Genomic DNA, 15,817 nt, shown 5'->3' on the forward strand with positions numbered 1-15,817 from the left:
CCGCCGTGAGTACCGACACCCCGCAGCCCCCGACGCCGCAGCGCCCCACGACGCCGCCCACTCGCTCCCGCACGCGCCGGGTGTTGCGCGGCCTGGCCTGGACCGTCGTCGGCCTGCTCGCCCTGGTGCTGGTGCTGCTGGGCGGCGCCTGGTGGTGGGCCGGCAGCGACAGCTCGCTCGCCACCGTCCTGACACGCGCCGCCCGGTACCTGCCCGCCGGCCAGACGCTGGAGACACAGGCGGTGACCGGCTCGCTGCGCAAAGGCGGCCGCATCGGCCTGCTGCGCTACCGCACGCCCGATCTCACGGTCGAGGTGCACCAGGCCGAGATCGGCTGGCAGCTGCGCCCGCTGTTCGACCGCCGGGTGCAGCTGGGCGAAGTGCGTGCCGCGCAGGTGCTCATCGAGGCCAAGCCCGCCCCCGCGGATGCGCCCAAGAAGCCGCTGCAACCGTTGGAGCGCCTCGTGTTGCCGGTGGTGGAGGTGGACGTGCCCTTCCGCATCGGCGAGGTCCGCTGGGCGGGCCCGCCACCGGTGGTGGCGCAGCAACTGGCCGGCCACTACCGCTACCAGAAGGCCGAGCACCGGCTGGACCTGGACGGCGTCGACCTCGAAGGCGGCCATTACAGCGGCCAGGTGCAGTTGCAGGGCGACGGGCAGATGGCGCTGAATGCCGCGCTCCAGGGCCACCTGCAGGCCCCGCTGGGCGACGGCCGCACCCTGCCCGTTCAAGCCACCGCCACGGCCAAGGGCAACCTGGCGGGCGCCAATGCACGGCTGACCGTGCAGGCCGAGGCCCGCGCCGAGCAGACCGACGACAAGGCCGGCGCGCTGTACGCCAAGCTCGATGCGAACCTGGCACCCTGGGCGCCGCAGCCCGTCATCGACGCCCTGGCCACGCTGCGCGACGTCAATGTCGCCACCTTCTGGAAGACCGGGCCCTTGACCCGCCTCAGCGGCGAGGTCGCCGTGCAGCCCGATCCGCCGACTGGGGAGCAGGCCTGGCGTCTGCGCGCCGACCTTCGCAATGCCATGCCCGGCCCCTGGGACCAGCAGCGCCTGCCGGTGGAGCGCCTGCGCGCCCGCATCGGCTATGCCGGCCCGGCCGACGGCACCTGGACGGTGGACGAGGCCCATGTCGAGGCCGGCCATGGCCGCATCGACGCCCAGGGCAGCTGGAAGCCCGCGCCGGCCCCCTGGCAGGTGCAGGCCCGCATCGACGGCGTGCGACCCGGCGAGCTGCACACCGCGCTGGAAGGCGGTGCCATCAGCGGCCCCGTGACCGCCCGGCAGGAAGGCGATGTGCTGCGCTTCGACACCGACCTCCGCGCCCAGGGCGGCCGGGCCAGCGCCCAGGGCCTGCAGGGCTTCGGCCTGGAACGTCTGCTGGCCAAGGGCCAGTACAACCTGCGCACGCAGCTGGCCGAGCTGCCGACCCTTCGTGTGGAGGCCGAGGGCGCCAGCATCGAGGGTCAGGTGCGCGCCCGTGTCGCCGAGCAGGCCGGCAGCGGCGATCTGCGCCTTGTGCTGCCCGGCGTCAACGCAAGGCTGCAGGCCGACATGGCGCCAACCCGCGGCACCGGCCAAGCTGAGGTCACGCTGCAGGATGCCGCCCGGCTGCAAGCCTGGCTCAAGAAACTGCCCGGCCTGTCCAACATCGACAAGGCCATGACGGCCGAAGGTGGTGCGCGCCTGGATGCCCGCTGGAGCGGCGGGTGGCGCAGCTTCCAGGAACGGATCGCCAAGCCGACGGCCCCCCTGCCCCGCGGCAGCGCCGAGCCCAGCCTCAATGCCAGGCTGAGCACGCCGCAACTGCTGCTCAAGCCGGGCCCGGCCGCGGACGGCACTCGGCCGGCGCCCCTCCAGCTGACGGCCTTTTCCGCCACGGTCGACGGCAGCCTCGCGCGCGCCAACCTCGCGCTGTCGGGCGACGTGCGTCAGGGCGAACGCCGGGCACGACTCGACACCACCGCGAACGGTGGCCTCGAAGCCGCCGGCCAATGGCGACTGGCGCTGGCCCGCCTGCGTGCGGACGTCGATGACGGCGGCCGCGGCGACACGCCCTGGGTGCTGGAACTGGGCCAGGGCTTCGAGACCCGCGTGCGCCAGTCTGGCGACCGACTGCAGGTGGAGACCACCGCCGGCAGCGCCACCGTGCGTGGTCCGGTGCCCGGCACCGCGCGGCTGTCGTGGGAGCCGATCCGCCTCAGCTCAGGCAATAACGGCGTGCAACTGCAGACCAAGGGCCGCCTGCAGGGCCTGCCCATGACCTGGAGCCGTGCCTTCGGCGGCGACACCAGCCTGCGCGAGCTGGGCATCAGCGGCGACCTGGTCTTCGATGGCGATTGGGACATCGCCGCCCTCGACCAGTTGCGCGCCCGTGTGCGCCTGGGCCGTGCCAGCGGCGACCTGCGCGTGCAGGCCGGCGAGGCCGCCCTCGTGCGCAAGCTCGAAAGCCACGGCACCGGCGCACCCGGCGAGGTCAAGACCGATTCCAGCGACAGCGCGCCCTCCACCCCCGCCGGCCTGCGCCAGGCCGAGCTGCGCCTGGACGCTGAAGGCGACACCGTGCGCGCCAGCCTGGACTGGGACAGCCAGCGCGCCGGCCGCATCCAGGCCAATGCGTCGACCCGCCTGCAGCGCCAGGGCGAGGGCTGGCAATGGCCGGCCGACGCCCCGCTCGCCGGCCGGCTGCAGGCCAGCCTGCCGCAGCTGGGCGTCTGGTCCATGCTGGCGCCGCCGGGCTGGCGCATCGCCGGCACGCTGGAGGCCGACGCCACCCTGGCCGGCCAACGCAACGACCCGCGCTGGAACGGCACCGTCCGCGCCGACCAGCTGGCGCTGAAGGCCGCGGTCGAGGGCCTGGACCTGCGCGACGGCCGACTGCGCGCCACGCTGGCCGGCAACCGCGTGGTGATCGAGGAATTCCGCCTTCAGGGCGGCCCCGGCAGCCGGGTGCGCATTCCCGGCCGCAGCGGCAACCTGAGCACCGTCGCCAGCCAGGCCGCGCAGGACGGCGGTAGCCTCACGATGAGCGGCGAGCTGGGCTGGGGCCCGGCCAGCGCGGGCCGCTCGGGGCTGTCGATGTCGATGCGCGGCGAGATCCGCAGCCTGCGCGCGCTGGTGCGCTCCGACCGTCAGCTCACGCTGTCGGGCCAGTTGCAGGCCGGCCTGCAGGACGGCCAGATCCGACTGCGCGGCGACCTCACGGCCGACCGCGCCGTGATCATCCTCCCCGACGAGAGCGCGCCCGGCCTGGGCAGCGATGTGGTGGTGCATTCCGCCGCCCGCGACGCGCAGGAACGCAAGAAGGCCGAGGCGGCCGAGGTGTCGCCCCAGCAGCCCACCACCGCCAAGCCGCCGGACATCCAGGTCGGCTTCGACCTGGGCCGCGATTTCGCGGTGCAGGGCCGCGGCATCACCACGCGGCTGGAAGGCAAGCTGGACATCCGTGCCACCAGCACGACGGCGCCCCCGCGTGTGACCGGCGAGATCCGCACCGTGCAGGGCCAGTACCGCGCCTACGGCCAAGCGCTGGACGTGGAAAGCGGCATCGTCCGCTTCAACGGTCCGGTGGACAACCCGCAGCTGGACATCCTGGCCCTGCGGCCCAACATCAGCCAGCGCGCGGGCGTGCAGATCACCGGCTCGGCGCAGGCGCCGCGGGTCAAGCTCTATTCCGACCCGCCGCTGTCGGATGCCGAGGTGCTGTCGTGGGTCGTGCTGGGCCGGGCCTCCGCCGCCAGCGGTGGCGAGGCGCAACTGATGCAGCAGGCCGCCCTGGCGCTGCTGGGCCGTCTGGGTGCGGGCGGCGAAGGCGGCAGCCTGGCCAGCCGCTTCGGCCTGGACGAGATCGGCTTCAAGGGCGGCGGCAACGGCGACGTGGCCGGCTCGGCCATCACGCTGGGCAAGCGGCTCTCGGACGACTTCTACGTCACCTACGAGCGCAGCCTGGCGGGCACGCTGGGCACGCTGTACTTCTTCTACGACCTCACGCGCAACCTCACGCTGCGCGGGCAGGCGGGAATTCAGAGCGGGATCGATCTGATCTACACCGTGCAATACGACTGACGGACGCGTGCACAGCACGCCGGTCGACGGCCCGGCAAGACGCGTCAGCGCGACGGCGCGAACCCGACCTTGCCCGTGCGCAGGCGATAGACCTTGCCCACGCCCACCGTCGCGACATACAGCGTGCCCGCCTCCGGGCCGCGACCAAAGCCCACGTTGACGGGGCTTTCACGGTTCGGCAGGGTGAGTCGCGCCACCAGGGCGCCATCCGGCGTCAACACGTAGATACCGGGCCCCGACGGCGCACTCGGCAGGGCGAGATAGAGGTTGCCATCCACATCCGTCGTCATGCCGTCCACGCAGCCGGCCTTCTCCAGGTCGAGCAGGACCCGGGGTGCGCCTGGCCGACCGGCGGCATCCAGCGGATACGCCACCAGGCCGCCCGCCCCCGTGCGGTCCAGGGCCGGCTTGCCCTGCTCGCCGAGCGCATTGGTCCCGGGATCGCAATGGCCCACGTACAAGGTCCGCCCGTCCGGCGACAGCTCGATGCCGTTCATCTTGGCGTCGTTGCCGAGGATGCGCGACACCGGCCACAGGCCCTTCGCATTGGCCTCGGGCGGATCGAGCCGGTAGACGGCGTTGATCCGCTGCTCGATGGTCTCGGGTCCGAACAGGCGAAGGTCCGAGAAGAAGATGCGGCCGGCGCGGTCGATCGCCACATCGTTCGGTGCATTGAACTGCCGGTTCTCGTGGAAATACGCAACCACGCGGTAGCTGCCGCTGCGCAGGTCGGTCACCGAGACGCGACGGCCGCCGTAGTCGGCCCCTTCCGCGGCGATCAGCCGATCCTGCGCGTCGATGGCCAGGCCGGCGGCCATGTTGCTGGGCTCGCGGAAGATGCGCGGCGTGCCACCGGGCGGCACCACCCAGATGCGACCGCCCTGCACACCGGCCGCATCGCTGCAGCCGACCGAGCGTGTGATCTCGGTGAAGTAGACGCTGCCGTCGGACGCACTGGCGATGCCTTCCATCACGCCGCAGCCGCCCGCGTGAACCAGCTCGAAGGAAGGTGCAGGAAAGAACTCCTGCTGGCGCGCCGGTGCGGCATCGCCGATTTGGCTCAGCCGCATGGGCGCCGTCTGCGCGTGGGCCTGCAGCGCCAGCACGAGCCCCGCCAGCAGAATCATCGGTCGCATGTCATGTCTCCTTGTTCTCGGCGTTCAGGCGTGGCGTTGGAGGAAGGGCAGGACATGCGCCAGCACCTCGTCCGGTGCCTCCTCGGCCATCAGGTGACCGCAGTCGACGGCCGCGCCCTCGACATCGTCGGCCCAGGCCCGCCAGGTCTCGACCGGATCCGGTGCGCCTGCGCTCGATGCAGACCACAGCACCTGCAGGGGGCAGGCGATGCGGCGGCCGGCCGCGAGATCGTCGCGGTCGTGCTGCAGGTCGATCGAGGCCGCCGCGCGGTAGTCCTCGACCATGGCATGTCGCACCGACTCCTTGGCGAATGCCCGGTGGTACTCGGCCAAGGCCTCGGGCGTGACGGCGCCGACCTTGAGCACCGCATTGCGCAGCGCCCAGTCGAGGAAGTAGCCCGGATCGGCGCGCAGCATGCGCTCGGGCAGATCGAAAGGTTGCGCGAACAGGTACCAGTGGAAGGCCTTGAGCCCGAAGGCCATGCCGGCGCGTTGCCACATCGTCTCGGTCGGGACCACCGTCAACGAAACGAAGGCGCTGACAGCCTCCGGACGATCCAGGCACAGGCGATAGCCGACGCGCGCGCCGCGGTCGTGGCCCATGACCGCAAAGCGTTCGAAGCCAAGGGCCCGCATCAGGGCCACCTGATCGCCCCCCAGCGTGCGCTTGCAATGATGGATATGCAGCGGATCGCCGCCCGGCCCGACGCTGTCGCCGTAGCCGCGCAGATCCGGGGCCACGACGGTGAAATGCCGCGCCAGCGTCGGCGCGATGCGGTGCCAGGCCACATGGGTCTGCGGATACCCATGCAGCAGCAACAGCGGCGGCCCGCTGCCGCCCACCTCTGCATGGATGGTTGCGTCACCGAGTGCGAAGCGACGCACGTCGAAACCGGGAAAGAAAGGCGTGCTCATCGCTGGTCTCCGTCGAAGAAGAAATCGGCCATCGCTTCGAGCTGCTCGTCCATCATGTGCCGGCCTGGCACCACACGCGCACCGAGTTGCCGTGCATGCGCCAACAGCGGCGTGATGGACGGCTCCATGATGACCTCGGCCACCGTGTGGCCGGGCAGGATGGCCGACGGCGAGATGGGCAGTGGATCATCGGGCCGCATGCCCGCGGGCGTCGCATTCACGACGAGATCGCGCGGACTGGCAGCGTCCCACCGGCCGGCGGCATGCCCAAGCGCACGCAGGCGATCGACCAGGGCAAGCTGCTTCGTCTCGTCGACGTCGTGCACGTCGATGGCCGCCGCGCCCGCCTCCGCCAGCGCCAGGGCGATCGCGCAGCCCGCCCCACCCGCGCCGACCAGGCCCACACGCCGGCCCTCGACGTCGAAGCCGCTGCGTACCAGCCCGCGCAGAAAGCCGGCACCGTCGAGCAGGTCGCCCTGCCAACCGTGCGGTGTGCGCCGGACCACGTTCACGGCGCGCGCCCGCTGCGCGGCCGGCAGTAGTTCCATCGACAGCGCAGCCACGCGCTGCTTGTGGGGGACGGTGACGACGATGCCCGCGAAGTTGTGCACCACATGCAGGGCGTCGAGCAGGCTGCCTACCGCCTCTCCCCGCACATGCATCGGCACCAGCACCGCGTTCGTTCCCCGCGCCTGAAGGAGGCGCGTCAGTGGGAGCGGCGCCTTCACCTGGGCAACGGGGTCTCCGATGATGCCGAGCACGACGGTGCGGCCGTCGAGCCGCAACCCCTCCCAGCTTTCATTCGTGGTCATGGCCATGTCCTTGCAGGAAGTGATGGGCGCTGCGCCAGGCGGCGGCGGCGCGCGAATGGATGTCGAGCGTGGCCGTTCGGATCGCACTCGGCGATTCCACCGACAGCACCGCGCCGCCGGCCAGATAAGGCAGCAGACGATGGACCGGCAACGCTCCCTCGCCGGCAAACAGCCGGTGGGCCCGGCCCTCTTCGCTGGCCGACAGGCCGGGATGCCTCTGCGCGGGTGCGTCGTTGATCTGCATGAAGTGGTGGTCAATGGACGGGTCCACCATGTCTTCCGGCGTGCAGCCCGCGCGGAAGAAATGCAGCGCGTCGACCACCACGCGCACCGCATCGTGCGCGAAGGGCCGGACCAGTTCCCGGGCCACCTGCAGCGAGCGCGCCGCCGTGTAGACCATGAACTCGAGGCCGAGATTCAGGCCGTGCGAGGCGGCACGCTCGGCCAGCATGCCGATGTGGGCCGTGGCGCGGCCGGTGTCGACGTCGTCCACGTTCACCATCAGGCGCCGTGCGCCCAGCGCCTGGGCCGAAGCCAGGACGCCGTCGAACGCCCGCGCGTCGAACGCAGGCCGGATGCGCACGATCTCGACATCGTGTACCTCGAGCCCCAGCTCGTGAAGGCGCGCGAGCGTCTCGCGCAGCATCGGGCCGCCCTCGTGCATGGGAAAGGGCGCCTCGCCGGGACGCGCAGGATGCAGCCGCATCCCGACACCGCGAAAGCCCGCCGCATGGGCCGCCTCCACCAACTGCGGCGGCGACGCATCGAGCATGCCCAGGTGCGCGAGCGAGAGCGTGAAGCTCATGCCGGCACCGCCGCACGCGCCTGGCGTAGCGGCACGCCCTGCGCCGTCAGCGCCGCCTGCAGCCGCTTCAGGTCCACGTTGCGCGGCAGCATGTTGTGGTCGGCCGCCAGCGCCGCGGCCGTACCGGCGGCCTGGCCAGTGAGCCAGCACTGGGGAATCTCCCGCAGGAAGCCGTGGGAGTTCGCATCGCACGCGATGTGCTTGCCCGCCGCCAGCACGCCGTCCAGCGTCTCGGGCACGAGCGCACCGTAGGGCACGGAGATGTTGGGAAAGCGCGGCGACGGACTGGGGCTGATGCCGATCTCGTCGGGCTCGATGGCACCGGCGTCCCACGTACCGCGAAGCACCCGCTTCACGCCCACCAGCCGGCGTCCGTGCCGTGTGCCGATCTGCGGTGCCATGAGCATGATCCAGGCGCGCTCGAAACCCGGTGCATGTGCGCGGTAGAACGCCAGATGGTCTTCCATGCTCCGGCGCGATTCCCATTCGACCTGCGTCATGTCGTCGACATCGAGCGCGCTGAAGCCCGCCTTGCGCGGGCCGAGGAAGGTGGCAACGTCGTTGCGCCACGACACGAGGGGCTTCTCGAAGCTGCCGACCGTCTCGCGGCCGCGCGCCATGAACGCGGCAAAGGCCTCGGGCTCGTGGGCGCGGAATTCGAGCCAGCGCTGCATGTCCACGCCCGCGAACAGCCAGGAGGTGTTGATGCAGTGATGGATCTCGCGCGCGTCGATGTCCGAGTCGTAGGCCGCACCGGCCGCGGCATAGAGGTCGCCCTCGCCCGTCGTGTCGACGACCACGTGCGCCAGGATGGCGCGGCGGCCCTGCTTGCTCTCGAAGATGGCGCCGGTCACGCGGCCATCTTCGACCACCGGCGCGACCATCCAGGCGTGCAGGATCAGGTCGACGCCCGCCTCGCGCACCATCTCGTGGTACACGCCCTTCAGCCTCTCGGGATCGATGGTCGGCGAATGGGTGACCACGCCGTGGAAGGCCGCGGTGCGCAGCGCCCAATGCGCGGCCTGGTCCGGATCCTTCGATCCCCATGCCTCTCGCGGCGGCCCCGCGACGGCATCGGCACCCAGCCGCTCCATGATCTCGGCGGCAAGCCCCTGGATCACCGGCTCGCCCTGCCAGTCGCTCATCCGGTCGATCCAGATCACGAGGCCGCCGGTGGAGAGGCCGCCAAGGTGGTTGTAGCGTTCGAGCAGCACCACCCGCGCGCCGGAACGCGCAGCGGCAACTGCCGCCGCGACGCCGGACGGGCCGCCGCCCAGCACCAGCACATCGCAGCGGGTGTGCACCGGCGTGTGCCGTGCGGCCTCGGCAATGTGGCCTTGCGGCGCCCGCTGCGTGCGCTGGCTCTGGCGCAGGTTGACGTCGGATTGGAAGAAGTGGCGGTCTTCCGCGGTGAGGGTTCCCATCGTGCAGCTTTCGAGAAGGAGAAGTGGATGTCAGGCGGCCAGTTCGCGAAGGAGCGCGCTCAAGGGCCCGGGTGCGGTCACCATAGCGTCATGGCCTGTCGCGAGCTTTCGCGTCTGCCAGCCCGCGTCCGCGCGGACGCGGGCCTTGGTCGGCTCCAGCGTGGCGATCGGATCGGCGGTGCATTCGATGTAGGTCTTTGGCAGGCCGTTGCCCAAGGAGGACTTGAGCTGCAGCGGCTGCAGGTAGGTGCCCACGGGTTGCGGCGTCATGCGGCGCTGGACCCATGCTGCATCTGCCGCAGCCGTGACCCCGAATGCCGACGGCGGCAGCGCAGGCGCGGCGCCCACGCCGGCACCGGTCTCACGGATGGTCTTCAGACGCTGGTCGACCACGGACTGCGGGAAGTCCGAGAACAGGCTCTTGCCGGATTCGAGCAGCAGCGAATCCAGGAACACCAGCTGCCTCAGCCGGGCGCGCGCACGATCGGCGACGCCGGAGATGACGATGCCGGCGTAGCTGTGACCCACCAGCACCACGTCTTCCAGCTCCTCGTACTCGAGGAGATTGACGATGTCGTCGATGTGCGTGTCGAGGTTGACCTGGGGCGACAGGAGGTGCCGGCGCTCGCCGAGCCCCGTGAGCGTCGGCGTGAACACCAGATGTCCCGCGGCGCGCAGCGAGGCAGCCACGTGCTTCCAGCACCAGCCGCCGTGCCAGGCCCCATGCACGAGGACGAAGGGGGGTGAATCCGAGCGCGCCGAAGCGCGCAGCGGGCCGGTGAGGCTGGCTGCGGCCAGGCCGGCAGCGAAGAGATCTCTGCGTTGCATGTCCGCTCCTTATTCGTTGCGTGCGCCGGTCAGCTTGATCACGCGGCCCCACATTCCGGTGTCCTCCACGATCTGACGGGCGAGCACATCGGGCGCACTGCCGATGGCCAGCCAGCCCTGGTCCTGCAGGCCCTGCTTCACCGCGGGGGTGCGCAGGATCCGGGCGATCTCCTCCGACAGGCGGTCTGCCACGGACGCGGGCATGCCGGCCGGCCCGAAGATGGCGTTCCACGAAGTCACGTCGAACGCGCCGCCCGAGGCGTCGAGCGCCGACTGGATCGGCGGCACATCGCCCGCGCCCGGAGAAGGCTGGGCCGAGCTGATTCCGTAGAGCCGCAGGCGCCCGTTCTTCGCCTGCGGCACGGCGATGGAGGGAATCATGAACGCCAGGTCGATCTGCTGGCCCATGAGCGCCGTCGCGACCTGCGGAAAGCCCGGGAAGGGCACATGCACCGCGCGGATGCCGGTGTGGGCCTTGAGCAGCTCCATGGTCAGGTGCGAACCCGAGCCTGGCCCGATGGACCCATAGCTGAGCTTGTCACCCCGGGCCTTCGCAAAGTCGAGAAAGCCGCGCAGATCAGTCGCCGGCATCGCATTGCTGCCCACGAGCACGAAGGGACTGCTCGCGACGAGCGAGATGGGGCGCAGGTCGCGCGCCACGTCGTAGGGGGTGGAAGGCGTCAGCGCCTTGGCGGTGGTGAGCGGACCGTTGCCGGTGAGACCGATGGTGTGCCCGTCCGTTGCCCGCGCCACCGCGGTAACGCCGATGCTGCCGGTGGCGCCGACCTTGTTGTCGACGACCACCGGTTGGCCGAGGGCCTGACCGAGGGGATCGGCGATCAGGCGCGCCAGCGCGTCGGGCGACGAGCCTGGCGGAAAGCCGACGATCAGGCGCAAAGGCTTCTGAGGCCATGCAGAGCTTGCGTGCGCGAGGGCCGGCGCCAGCGACGCTGCGAGCGCACCGCGCAGCAGATGGCGCCGTCGGGATGAGAAGTCGATAGGGGCTTGCATGCGTGTCTCCGGTCTGTCCGCGTTTGTCGTTCCCCCCATTCTTGAGCCGGCGCACCGCGGCGAGCGTGATACTTCGTCATTCTTCGCATCACGCTTCGTGATGACCTGGAGGAGACAACGCCATGCCGCCACCCACCCCACCGCGCACGCCCCGCAGCCACACCGTCGACATCGACCTGCTGCGCGTGTTCGACACCTTGCTGCGCGTCGGCAGCTTCACCACGGCCGCCAAGGCGCTGTCGCGCACGCAATCGGCGGTCAGCATGCAGCTGAAGCGGCTGGAAGATCAGCTCGGCGTCCAATTGGTTGACCGCAGCAAGCGGCGGCTGAACGCCACGCCCGAGGGCCTTCAACTGCTGCCGCTGGCGCGGCAGATGCTCGGACTGAACGACCAGCTTTTCAACGACATCGACATCGCCGAGGTGTCGGGAAGCATCCGCATCGGTGCCATCGAGCACTACGCCACGCGCGTGCTGCCGGCGCTGATCGCGGAGTTCTGCCGCCTGTATCCGAGGATCCATGTCGAGCTGGAGCACGGCGTGTCATCGCTCATGCACGCGGAACTGGGTGCGCGCTATGACCTTGTGGTGGGCATCGGGCCGGTCGGCTCGGGGGAGGGTCGACGCCTGTCGAAGTCGCGCGTGGTGTGGGCATCGACGCCAGGCTCGACCACCCATCTGCAACGCCCGTTGCCGCTCGCGCTCAATCCCGAGGGCGCGATGCTGCGTGACTGGGCGACGCATGCGCTCGACCGGGCGGGCATCGCGTGGCGGATCGCCTACACGAGCACCACGGTCACGGGGCTCGAAGCGGCGGTGCGCGCGGGCATCGCCATCGGCGTGTTCCGCGAGGCCACGATCTCGAAGCGGCTCAAGGTGCTGGGCGGACGTGAGGGCATGCCCGCCATGCCGGAATGCGAAGTCTGGCTGGCGGCCGCGCCCTTGCCAGGACGCAGGGCGGTGGAGCTTCTTGAAGCGTTCCTCATCCAACGGTTGCGCAGATCGCCGCGCTGAGCAAGCCGCACCTGCAGGCACGGTTGTCTCTCATCCAACCCGCTGCACGCGCCGTAGAAGCGACATGGCCACCCAAGCATCCCCTCCCTCCCCCAGCCAGAGCGCAGCAGCGAAAGCCGTGGCACCCTTGCCGCCGCGCCGGCTGCTGTGGGCCAACTTCGCCTGGACGCAGATCGCCTGGTTCGCCGCCGTGCTGGGCGCGGCGCACGGCTGGCCGATGCTGGGCTGCCTGCCGCTGGTGGCCGGACTGGCCTGGCACCTGTGCACGGCCCGGCGCGCGCAGCCCGAGGCGCGGCTGGTGCTCTACGCCGTGCTGCTGGGCACGCTGGCCGATGCCGGCCCGGTGCTGCTGGGCGCCGTGGCCTACCCCAGTGGCCAGTGGACGGCGGCGCTGCCGCCCTTCTGGCTGAGCGGCCTGTGGGCCGCCTTCGCCACCTCCATCAACCTCACGCTGCGCTGGCTGCACGGCCGGCCCGTGCTGGCGGCACTGCTGGGTGCGGTGGCGGGGCCGCTCGCCTTCTCGTCGGGCGTGCGGCTGGGCGGCGCGCAGTTCGTCGATGCGCCGCTGGCCCTGGGCTGGCTGGCGGTCGAATGGGCACTCATGCTGCCGCTGCTGTGCTGGCTGGGACGGCGCCATGACGGCGCCGCCGGCCCCGCTGCTGCGGTGCCACTGCGCGAGGGCGGCTGAAGGCAGGGTGCCACCGGATGGCAGCGCGCGGCCACCCGTGAACGCGGGCGATCCGCGCGGCGTCGTCAGACTACAGCGGCCGGACCATGAAGCGCGCGGCCGCGTCGTAGCTGGCCAGCTTGGCCGCCAGCGTGGGCACCTCGCGCACCCGGAAGCCCTGCCGCGCCCAGAAGCCGGCCGAGCCGTTGACGGCCACCAGTGCCATCTCGCGGCAGCCGGCCGCCACGGCCTGCGCAGCCAATAGCGGCATGGCGCGCCCGGCCGCCCCCAGGCCGCGGGCGGCGGGCAGCAGTGCCATGTCGTGCAGGTAGTAGGCCGGGGCGGGCTTCGGCAGGCGCTGCAGCAGCGTGTCCAGCGCCGGCGGCGCATCGGCCTGCCAGGGATGGCTCAGCACATAGCCGGCGAGCGTGCCTTCGCGCGTGGCCAGGCACAGGCAGCCACCGGCGAAGAGGGTCAGGCGCTCGGCGAAGACGGCTTCGTCCTCCGGATAGTCGGGATGGACCTCGGCCGCGATCTGCAGCACGGCGGGCAGATCCTGGCGTTGCATCGGCCGCCAGTGGGCAGCAGGTGGCGAAGTCGGCGAGGCAGGCAAAGCGGAAGCGTCGGACATGCCCCGAGCATAGACAGCGCCCCACCCCACCGTCACCGCAGCGACACGTTCGCCGCCTCCAATGCCGGCCATGCACAGCACGAGCCGGAACCACGCGTGAACCGCGGCATGCACTGGCTGCTGGCCGCACAGTTCTTCTCGGGCCTGGCCGACAACGCGCTGCTGGTCATCGCCATCGCGCAGCTGATGGCGATGGGCGCGCCGGTGTGGATGGCGCCCATGCTCAAGTTCTGCTTCACGCTGGCCTATGTGCTGCTCGCGCCCTGGGTGGGCGCGCTGGCCGACCGCTGGCCCAAGGCCCTGGTCATGCTGGCCGCCAACCTGCTCAAGGCGGGCGCGGCCTGCGGCATGGTGCTGGGGCTGCACCCCCTGCTCGCCTTTGCGCTGGCAGGGCTCGGGGCCGCGGTCTATTCGCCGGCCAAGTACGGACTGATCACCGAGCAGGTGCCGCCCGCGATGCTGGTGCGCGCCAATGGCTGGATCGAGGTCAGCACCGTGTGCGCCATCGTGCTGGGCACGGGCTTCGGCGGCCTGCTCGTCAGCGCGCGCATGCCGGGCGTGGACACGGCCCTGGCCGTGGTGCTGGCCACCTACGCGCTGGCAGGCCTGCTCAACCTGCTGATCCCGCGCGGCGTGTCGCACGGCAGTGGCGTGGGCTGGGCGCCGGCCGCGCTGGTGGGCCGTTTCGCCAACGCCAACGCCACGCTGTGGCGCGATCCGCAGGGCGGGCTGTCGCTGGCCATCACCACGCTCTTCTGGGGCGCGGGCGCCACGCTGCAGCTGGTGGTGCTGGCCTGGGCGCAGGACGCGCTGGACCTGGGCCTGGACCAGGCGGCCTACCTGCAGGCCGTGGTGGCGCTGGGCATCGTGGCGGGCGCGGCGCTGGCCGGGCGCCTCGTTCGTCTGCACCAAGCCATCCGCGTGCTTCCGCTGGGCGTGCTGATGGGCGCCGGCGTGCCGTTGATGGTGGGCGTGGACACGCTGCCCGTGGCCGTCGTCCTGCTCACGTTGATCGGCGCCCTGGCCGGCCTGCTGGTGGTGCCGATGAACGCGCTGCTGCAGCACCGCGGCCATGTGCTGCTGCGGCCGGGCGAATCCATCGCCGTGCAGAACTTCAACGAGAACCTGGGCGTGCTGCTGATGCTGGGCGTCTATGCCGCCCTGCTCGGCCTGGACCAGTCCATCGCCCTGCTCACGAGCGCACTGGGCGCCTGCGTGGCGCTGGGCACGCTTCTGGCCGCGGGCCTGTATGCACGGCGCAGCGCAGCACGGCCTCATTGCGCCAGCGCGCCCCACGCCCCCTCTCTGTCCGTCACCTCTTCCACCAGGGACCTGCCATGAAACTGCTGATCGTCTCGGATGCCTGGGAACCCCAGGTCAACGGCGTCGTGCGCACACTCAAGATGACGCGCCGCGAGCTGCAGCGCCTGGGCGTGGAGGTGCATGTGCTCTCGCCGCTGGACTTCCGGTCGGTGCCCTGCCCCACGTACCCGGAGATCTCGCTGGCGCTGACCTCGCGCGCCGGCGTGGCTCGCCGCATCGACGCCATCGACCCCGACTGCCTGCACATCGCCACCGAAGGCCCGCTGGGCTGGGCGGCGCGCAGCATCGCCCTGTCGCGCGGCTGGCCCTTCACCACGGCCTACCACAGCCGCTTTCCGGAATACATGCACGCCCGCGTGCGCCTGCCGCTGGCCTGGAGCTATGCGGTGCTGCGCCGCTTCCACAACGCGGCACGGGCCACGCTGGCGCCCACGCCCGCCATCGTGGACGACCTGAAGCAGCGCGGCTTCACGCAGGCGCGGCTGTGGTCGCGCGGCGTCAACCTGGCGGCCATGCATCCCGAGGGCCCGCGCATGGAGCGACCGGCCGAGCCCGTCTTCCTGTACGTGGGCCGCATCGCGGTGGAAAAGCAGGTGCACAAATTCCTCGAACTCGACCTGCCCGGCCAGAAATGGGTGGCCGGCGAAGGCCCGGCGCTGGCCAAGCTGAAGGCCCGCTTCCCCGAGGCCCGCTGGCTGGGCCTGCTGGACGTGGAGGCGCTGGCCAGCCTCTACCGCACGGCCGACGTGACCGTCTTCCCCAGCGTCACCGACACCTTCGGGCTGGTGATGGCCGAGTCGATGGCCTGCGGCACGCCGGTGGCCGCCTACCCGGTTCCAGGCCCCATCGACGTGGTGGGCATGGCTTCGCCCGGCGGCGTTCTCGACGAGGACCTGCGCGCCGCCTGCCTGGCCGCGCTGCACAAGCCGCGCGAGGGCGTGCGCCGCTTTGCCGAGCGCTACAGCTGGCCGGCGGCCACGCGGCAGATGCTGCAGGCGCTGGCGCCGCGGCGTGGCGACAAGTCCGTCGCGCTGGCCGCCGCCGAACGCATCGCTGCCGAGGGCACGGCCGCAGTCGATGACGACCGCGCCGGCAACGGCGGGGCCGCACAGGGCAGCGGGCCCACCGCCGTGGCCGTGGCCGCGGCCACCACTGCCTGATCGCCACCGCGGAGCCTCCGCC

General features: G+C 71.5%; 13 protein-coding genes. 5 read left to right on the top strand and 8 right to left on the bottom strand.

The genetic code is table 11. From position 1 onward, the window contains the following. Window positions 1-5 precede the first annotated feature (5 nt). Complete coding sequence (locus tag DFR41_RS10470; RefSeq protein WP_244917713.1) at window positions 6-4,070, top strand: translocation/assembly module TamB domain-containing protein; 4,065 nt, start codon at window positions 6-8, stop codon at window positions 4,068-4,070. A gap of 44 nt (window positions 4,071-4,114) precedes the next feature. On the opposite strand, the gene DFR41_RS10475 is transcribed toward DFR41_RS10470, so the two are convergent. From DFR41_RS10475 to DFR41_RS10500, 7 genes are read right to left on the bottom strand one after another with little or no spacing between them, the layout of a single operon-like run. Next, a complete protein-coding gene (locus tag DFR41_RS10475; RefSeq protein WP_114802639.1) occupies window positions 4,115-5,206 on the bottom strand; it encodes an SMP-30/gluconolactonase/LRE family protein in 1,092 nt (363 codons plus the stop codon). A 24-nt stretch (window positions 5,207-5,230) separates the two neighbouring features. Next, a complete protein-coding gene (locus DFR41_RS10480; protein ID WP_114802640.1) occupies window positions 5,231-6,121 on the bottom strand; it encodes an alpha/beta fold hydrolase in 891 nt (296 codons plus the stop codon). Then, window positions 6,118-6,933 carry a shikimate dehydrogenase family protein gene (locus DFR41_RS10485; protein WP_170159342.1) on the bottom strand — a complete coding sequence of 272 codons (816 nt, stop codon included), beginning with the start codon at window positions 6,931-6,933 and terminating at the stop codon, window positions 6,118-6,120. The genes DFR41_RS10480 and DFR41_RS10485 overlap by 4 nt, the downstream gene beginning before the upstream one ends. Next, window positions 6,920-7,738, bottom strand: coding sequence for a sugar phosphate isomerase/epimerase family protein (locus DFR41_RS27675; RefSeq protein WP_170159343.1), 819 nt, complete (start codon window positions 7,736-7,738; stop codon window positions 6,920-6,922). The genes DFR41_RS10485 and DFR41_RS27675 overlap by 14 nt, the downstream gene beginning before the upstream one ends. Continuing rightward, entirely contained in the window at window positions 7,735-9,162 is a 1,428-nt protein-coding gene (locus tag DFR41_RS10490; RefSeq protein ID WP_114802642.1) for an FAD-dependent oxidoreductase, read from the bottom strand. Before DFR41_RS10490 ends, DFR41_RS27675 begins: the two co-directional genes overlap by 4 nt. Window positions 9,163-9,192: 30 nt before the next feature. Continuing rightward, on the bottom strand, window positions 9,193-9,990 hold the full coding sequence (locus DFR41_RS10495) for an alpha/beta fold hydrolase (protein WP_114802643.1): 798 nt from the start codon (window positions 9,988-9,990) through the stop codon (window positions 9,193-9,195). 9 nt (window positions 9,991-9,999) lie between these two features. Further along, window positions 10,000-11,001 (bottom strand): Bug family tripartite tricarboxylate transporter substrate binding protein, encoded by a 1,002-nt coding sequence (locus tag DFR41_RS10500; RefSeq protein ID WP_114802644.1) that lies wholly within the window; start codon window positions 10,999-11,001, stop codon window positions 10,000-10,002. Between the two features lie 122 nt (window positions 11,002-11,123). Between DFR41_RS10500 and DFR41_RS10505 the strand changes: the two genes are divergently transcribed. Together DFR41_RS10505 and DFR41_RS10510 are read left to right on the top strand one after the other, a co-directional pair. Continuing rightward, on the top strand, window positions 11,124-12,014 hold the full coding sequence (locus DFR41_RS10505; protein WP_114802645.1) for a LysR substrate-binding domain-containing protein: 891 nt from the start codon (window positions 11,124-11,126) through the stop codon (window positions 12,012-12,014). Window positions 12,015-12,132: 118 nt separating this feature from the next. After that, window positions 12,133-12,702 carry a DUF2878 domain-containing protein gene (locus tag DFR41_RS10510; protein ID WP_170159344.1) on the top strand — a complete coding sequence of 190 codons (570 nt, stop codon included), beginning with the start codon at window positions 12,133-12,135 and terminating at the stop codon, window positions 12,700-12,702. Window positions 12,703-12,772: 70 nt separating this feature from the next. Here the strand turns inward: DFR41_RS10510 and DFR41_RS10515 are convergent, their stop codons facing one another. Continuing rightward, entirely contained in the window at window positions 12,773-13,249 is a 477-nt protein-coding gene (locus DFR41_RS10515; protein WP_114802647.1) for a GNAT family N-acetyltransferase, read from the bottom strand. A gap of 159 nt (window positions 13,250-13,408) precedes the next feature. Here DFR41_RS10515 and lplT point away from each other — a divergent pair, with 159 nt between their 5' ends. Continuing rightward, a complete protein-coding gene (lplT, locus tag DFR41_RS10520) occupies window positions 13,409-14,653 on the top strand; it encodes a lysophospholipid transporter LplT (protein ID WP_114802648.1) in 1,245 nt (414 codons plus the stop codon). Continuing rightward, window positions 14,650-15,795, top strand: coding sequence for a glycosyltransferase family 4 protein (locus DFR41_RS10525; protein WP_114802649.1), 1,146 nt, complete (start codon window positions 14,650-14,652; stop codon window positions 15,793-15,795). Before lplT ends, DFR41_RS10525 begins: the two co-directional genes overlap by 4 nt. The last annotated feature ends 22 nt before the right edge of the window (window positions 15,796-15,817 follow it).

The organism is Pseudacidovorax intermedius (genome assembly GCF_003350475.1).
GTDB classification, from domain to species: domain Bacteria; phylum Pseudomonadota; class Gammaproteobacteria; order Burkholderiales; family Burkholderiaceae_C; genus Xenophilus; species Xenophilus intermedius.

Excerpts from the sequence above, each read along its gene's own strand:
- DFR41_RS10475 (WP_114802639.1), bottom strand. The coding sequence starts at position 5,206 with ATGCGACCGATGATTCTGCTGGCGGGGCTCGTGCTGGCGCTGCAGGCC.
- DFR41_RS10480 (WP_114802640.1), bottom strand. The coding sequence starts at position 6,121 with ATGAGCACGCCTTTCTTTCCCGGTTTCGACGTGCGTCGCTTCGCACTC.
- DFR41_RS10485 (WP_170159342.1), bottom strand. The coding sequence starts at position 6,933 with ATGACCACGAATGAAAGCTGGGAGGGGTTGCGGCTCGACGGCCGCACC.
- DFR41_RS27675 (WP_170159343.1), bottom strand. The coding sequence starts at position 7,738 with ATGAGCTTCACGCTCTCGCTCGCGCACCTGGGCATGCTCGATGCGTCG.
- DFR41_RS10490 (WP_114802642.1), bottom strand. The coding sequence starts at position 9,162 with ATGGGAACCCTCACCGCGGAAGACCGCCACTTCTTCCAATCCGACGTC.
- DFR41_RS10495 (WP_114802643.1), bottom strand. The coding sequence starts at position 9,990 with ATGCAACGCAGAGATCTCTTCGCTGCCGGCCTGGCCGCAGCCAGCCTC.
- DFR41_RS10500 (WP_114802644.1), bottom strand. The coding sequence starts at position 11,001 with ATGCAAGCCCCTATCGACTTCTCATCCCGACGGCGCCATCTGCTGCGC.
- DFR41_RS10505 (WP_114802645.1), top strand. The coding sequence starts at position 11,124 with ATGCCGCCACCCACCCCACCGCGCACGCCCCGCAGCCACACCGTCGAC.
- DFR41_RS10515 (WP_114802647.1), bottom strand. The coding sequence starts at position 13,249 with ATGCAACGCCAGGATCTGCCCGCCGTGCTGCAGATCGCGGCCGAGGTC.
- DFR41_RS10525 (WP_114802649.1), top strand. The coding sequence starts at position 14,650 with ATGAAACTGCTGATCGTCTCGGATGCCTGGGAACCCCAGGTCAACGGC.